This is a genomic window from Microbacterium sp. ZOR0019 (assembly GCF_000800925.1).
Taxonomy (GTDB): domain Bacteria; phylum Actinomycetota; class Actinomycetes; order Actinomycetales; family Microbacteriaceae; genus Microbacterium; species Microbacterium aurugineum.
In genome coordinates this window covers 1-4,940 of record NZ_JRKC01000042.1, presented here as the reverse complement: position 1 = coordinate 4,940, position 4,940 = coordinate 1, and the positions used below count along the sequence as shown (strand labels likewise).

At 67.4% G+C, this 4,940-nt stretch carries 4 protein-coding genes and 1 pseudogene; 3 read left to right on the top strand and 2 right to left on the bottom strand.

Features of this window, described 5'->3' with window-relative positions; all coding sequences use genetic code 11:
- A pseudogene (locus L978_RS09230) lies at positions 1 to 483 on the bottom strand (CPBP family intramembrane glutamate endopeptidase); the annotation flags it as partial.
- Between the two features lie 101 nt (positions 484 to 584).
- Between L978_RS09230 and typA the strand changes: the two are divergent.
- Both typA and L978_RS09220 read left to right on the top strand, forming a co-directional pair.
- A complete protein-coding gene (typA, locus tag L978_RS09225; protein ID WP_047522661.1) occupies positions 585 to 2,498 on the top strand; it encodes a translational GTPase TypA in 1,914 nt (637 codons plus the stop codon).
- A gap of 194 nt (positions 2,499 to 2,692) precedes the next feature.
- Positions 2,693 to 3,589, top strand: coding sequence for a hypothetical protein (locus tag L978_RS09220; RefSeq protein ID WP_052193488.1), 897 nt, complete (start codon positions 2,693 to 2,695; stop codon positions 3,587 to 3,589).
- Positions 3,590 to 3,610: 21 nt separating this feature from the next.
- On the opposite strand, the gene L978_RS09215 is transcribed toward L978_RS09220, so the two are convergent.
- A complete protein-coding gene (locus tag L978_RS09215) occupies positions 3,611 to 4,159 on the bottom strand; it encodes a helix-turn-helix domain-containing protein (RefSeq protein ID WP_047522659.1) in 549 nt (182 codons plus the stop codon).
- Positions 4,160 to 4,263: 104 nt separating this feature from the next.
- On the opposite strand from L978_RS09215, the gene L978_RS09210 reads away from it, so the two are divergent.
- On the top strand, positions 4,264 to 4,940 hold a 677-nt coding region (locus L978_RS09210), incomplete at its 3' end, for an AzlC family ABC transporter permease (RefSeq protein ID WP_047522657.1).

Below are 4,940 nucleotides of genomic sequence, written 5' to 3'. Positions count from 1 at the left end.
GACGGGAACGGTCCACCAATACGCGTCGATCCCCGCGGGGTCGATGGCCACGGTGAGTCCCAGAGCGCGACCGGCGAGGTAAAGACCCAGGCCGGGGATGCCGATCGCCAGGACGAGCAGGATGCCGCGACCGACATCGCGTCCTGACCTGGTGCCGTCCAGACCCAGCCGTGCCAAATGCGGGCGCCGTGACTGCCAGAGCAGGAAGCACACCAGCACCACCGGGATCAGGGAGAACCCGATCGCGAGCACCTGGTAGATGAGGTCGAAGATCTCGCGGTCGCTCCGGGACGGGTTCAGCTTCGCGACCTGGTCGGCGATCGGGACCTCATCCGTGAGCCGGTAGACGAGCTGCACGATCGCATACACGGCGGACTGTCCGAGGCCGAGCGCCAGGACGATCGCGATCTCCCACCACAGTCGCGCACGGGACGGGGCGGGGGAGAGGTCGGGGAGGTCCCACGGAGCCTGCGGTCTGGTCACGATCTCGATGCTACGACCTGCTTTCAGGAACAAGCTCTGTGCTTGCGTTATCCTGGAACGTCGGCTTCCCGGCAAAACCCCACATCTTTTAGGACACCTGCATGGCGCACGCCCTTCGCTCTGACCTCCGCAACGTCGCGATCGTCGCGCACGTCGACCACGGCAAGACCACTCTCGTCGACGCCATGTTGCGTCAGACGGGCTCCTTCGGTGAACACGCCCACGTCGATGAGCGCGCCATGGACTCGAACGATCTGGAACGTGAGAAGGGCATCACGATCCTCGCCAAGAACACGGCGATCACCTACAAGGGCAAGCACGCAGGCGGCGAGGAGATCACGATCAACGTGATCGACACCCCCGGTCACGCCGACTTCGGGGGCGAGGTCGAGCGTGGCCTGTCCATGGTCGACGGTGTCGTGCTGCTCGTCGACGCGAGTGAAGGCCCGCTGCCGCAGACGCGCTTCGTGCTGCGCAAGGCGCTCGAGGCCAAGCTCCCCGTGATCCTCCTGGTCAACAAGACCGATCGTCCCGACGCCCGTATCGCGGAGGTCGAAGAGGAGGCACACGACCTGCTCCTGGGTCTCGCCTCCGACCTGGTCGACGACGTGCCCGACCTCGATGTCGACGCACTGCTCGACGTGCCTGTCGTCTACGCTTCCGGTCGCGCCGGTGCCGCATCGCAGAATCGTCCCGCCGACGGCTCGCTGCCGGACAACGACGACCTCGAGCCGCTGTTCGAGGCGATCCTCGAGCACGTTCCCGCTCCGGAGTACGACGACGAGCACCCGCTGCAGGCCTGGGTCACGAACCTCGACTCCAGCCCCTTCCTCGGTCGTCTCGCTCTGCTCCGCGTCTTCAACGGCACGCTGAAGAAGGGCCAGACCGTGGCGTGGGTCCGTGCCGACGGCACCACCAGCAACGCGCGCATCACGGAGCTCCTGAAGACCCGCGCTCTCGAGCGCTACCCGGCCGACTCCGCCGGCCCCGGCGACATCGTCGCCATCGCCGGATTCGAGAACATCACGATCGGTGAGACCATCGCCGACCCCGAGGATGTGCGTCCGCTGCCGGCCATCACGGTCGACGACCCCGCCATCTCGATGACGATCGGCACCAACACCTCGCCGCTCATGGGCAAGGTCAAGGGCCACAAGCTCACCGCTCGCATGGTCAAGGACCGTCTCGACAAGGAGCTGATCGGTAACGTCTCGCTCAAGGTCGTCGACATCGGACGCCCGGACGCCTGGGAGGTGCAGGGCCGTGGAGAGCTGGCCCTCGCCATCCTCGTCGAGAACATGCGTCGCGAGGGCTTCGAGCTCACGGTCGGCAAGCCGCAGGTGGTCACGAAGAAGATCGACGGCAAGACCTACGAGCCTTTCGAGCACCTCACCATCGACACCCCGGAAGAGCACCTCGGTGCGATCACCCAGCTGCTCGCGAACCGCAAGGGTCGCATGGAGAACATGACCAACCACGGCACCGGCTGGGTGCGCATGGAGTTCATCGTCCCGTCGCGCGGCCTGATCGGCTTCCGCAGCGAGTTCCTCACCACCACGCGCGGCACCGGCATCGCGAACGCGATCTCGCACGGCTACGAGCCGTGGGCGGGCTCCATCACCACGCGTCAGAACGGCTCGATCGTCGCCGATCGTCAGGGCGTGGTCACCCCGTTCGCGATGATCGCCCTGCAGGAGCGCATGTCGTTCTTCGTGCAGCCCACGCAGGAGGTCTACGAGGGCATGGTCATCGGCGAGAACTCGCGCGCCGACGACATGGACGTGAACATCACCAAGGAGAAGAAGCTCACCAACATGCGTGCGGCCAGCTCCGACACGTTCGAGTCGATGACGCCTCCGCGTCAGCTGACGCTCGAGGAGAGCCTGGAGTTCGCCCGCGATGACGAGTGCGTCGAGGTGACCCCGGAGGTCGTCCGCATCCGCAAGGTGAACCTCGATGCGAACACCCGTGCACGGGAGACGGCTCGCCTGAAGCGCCAGGACGCGAACGTCTGACACCAGCCTCGGACACGCTCCGAGTGAGAGGGTCTCGCATCGCCGGATGGCGCATGCGGGACCCTCTTCTCATGTAAATCCCAGGTGAGGGATGGTTTTCGTTCAGGTTCGTGAGTCAGGGTGGTTCACTGCGCCGGGGACGAGCTCCCGATGAGTCTCCTGCAACGGCGTACGACAACCCGAAAGTCGACCCCATGCTTCAGAAGACTCGTGCGCTTCGGCGCGCCTCCGCCGCGGCCTCTGCCCGCACAGCGATCCACCGTCCCCTGTCCGTCCTCGGAGTGGCGGCGGCCGCTCTCGTCGGCATCACCGTGAGCGTCGGTCTCGCGTCCGTGCCCGCGTCGGGTGCGGTGGACATCCCCTCCGTCGTCACCTCGGCTGTCCGTTCCGGTGCAGAGCCCCTGGCGCAGATCACGAAGGTCGCGTCCGCGACGCTGACACAGGCGAAGGTCGCGGTCGTCGCAGCGGAGACGCTGAACGGCGAGGTCGTCAGCTCGGGCCTCGACCTCGAGACCACGTCGTCCGTCGACACCTCCGATCTGGAGAGCGACATCGACAAGCTCGAAGAGCTCGACGTGACTCCGGTGCTCCTGGTCGTCCCCGTCGCCGAGGAGGCGAAGCAGGAGACGGCGGATGTCGTCGCCGAGACCGCAGAGCTGCGCAGTGCGCTCGATGCTGCAGAGCAGAAGCGCGCAGCGGAGGAGGCGGCCAGGATCGCCGCAGAGGAGGCCGCCGCGCGGGCCGCGGCGGAGAAGCAGGCGGCGGCCGCCCTGGCCGCAGCCAACACGCCGGAGGGTGCCAAGGCCACCGCACGGCAGCTCATGTCGAGCACCTACGGATGGGGTGGCGACCAGTTCTCCTGCCTGGACTCCCTGTGGAACAAGGAATCCGGGTGGAACTACCAGGCGTACAACCCGAGCGGCGCCACCGGGATCCCGCAGGCGCTCCCCGGTAGCAAGATGGCGTCAGCCGGTTCCGATTGGCAGACCAACGCCGCCACCCAGGTCGCCTGGGGGCTCGGGTACATCTCCTCGGTGTACGGCACCCCGTGCAGCGCGTGGGGGCATTCGCAGGCCGTGAACTGGTACTGACCCGGCGCGGTCGCCCCTCGTTCAGCGCAATTCGGAGATGAGCACGGCGCTCGTGTGGGGCTTCGTCGCCTCGAAGATGTGCGGGGCATCGCCGGCATAGGTGAGGTAGTCGCCGGGGTGGAGGACCACGGGTTCGCCCGCGGGTCCGACCCGCGCCTCGCCGGCGACCAGGATCACGTGCTCGATCGTGCCCGGGTGGTGAGGGTCCGACAGGCGGGGATCGCCCGGGTCGGCCTGGATCAGGTACACATCGCGGCGTGCTCCCGGAGGGCTGGCAGAGAGCAGGGTCGCACTGTAGGCCGCGGCGGAGGAGGGAACACCGGCCAGGTCGTCGGCACGGATCAGGGTCGGGGCGTTGGCCTGCTGGTCGACGAGCACCGCGAACGGCACGCCGAGCGCCACTCCGAGTGCCCACAGCGTCTCGACGCTGGGGTTCCCGGAGCCGCTCTCGAGCTGCGAGACCGTGGCCTTGGACACCCCGGCTCGCCGGGCGAGCTCTGAGACCGACAGGCTCGCGGCCTCCCTTTCGCGACGCAGGGTTCGAGCGAGACGTGTGCGGAGATCCTCCATGTGTTCATCATGTCAAACGATCGTTCGCTTGACTATGCATTCAGAAATGTTCAGAATGATGGTCATGCGTTCACTGAAGCGAACACCTGGATGCGATCGGCGCCATGACCGCGGAGCGTGAGGTCTGGCGAGAGGCGCTCGGTGTCGTGCTCGCGACCAGTGCCTATGGGGTTTCCTTCGGTGCGTTGGCCGTGGCATCCGGCCTGGATGTCTGGCAGACCTGCGTCCTGAGCCTGCTGATGTTCACCGGCGGCTCGCAGTTCGCGTTCGTCGGCGTCTTCACGGCCGGCGGTCTCGCTGCCCTGCCTTCGGCCATCGCGTCGGCGGCCCTTCTCGGGGTGCGCAATGTCGCCTATGGAATGCGGATGTCGCCGATCGTCGGGGGAGGGCCCGGGCGCAAAGCGATGGCGGCGCACTTCACGATCGACGAATCGACGGCGGTGGCGATCTCGCAGAGCGACCCGCGGCTGCGGCAGATCGGCTTCTGGGTGACCGGGGCCGGTATCTTCGTCGGCTGGAACATCACCACCCTCGTCGGCGCGCTCGTGGGTGACGTGCTGGGCGATCCGAAGACGTGGGGGCTGGACGCTGCAGCCGCCGCGGCGTTCCTCGCGCTGCTGTGGCCGCGGCTCCGGCAGCGGCAGGCCATCGCGGTGGGGGTGGCGGCCGCCGTGGTCGCAGCCGCGTTCACTCCGTTCCTCATGCCGGGCCTTCCGGTGCTCGTCGCGGCCGTGGTCGCGATCGCCGTCGGCTGGTTCAACTGGCTCGGACGACCCGTGTC

What these genes read in the sequence shown, in the direction of transcription:
- typA (WP_047522661.1), top strand. Translation starts at nt 585, where the DNA reads ATGGCGCACGCCCTTCGCTCTGACCTCCGCAACGTCGCGATCGTCGCG.
- L978_RS09220 (WP_052193488.1), top strand. Translation starts at nt 2,693, where the DNA reads ATGCTTCAGAAGACTCGTGCGCTTCGGCGCGCCTCCGCCGCGGCCTCT.
- L978_RS09215 (WP_047522659.1), bottom strand. Translation starts at nt 4,159, where the DNA reads ATGGAGGATCTCCGCACACGTCTCGCTCGAACCCTGCGTCGCGAAAGG.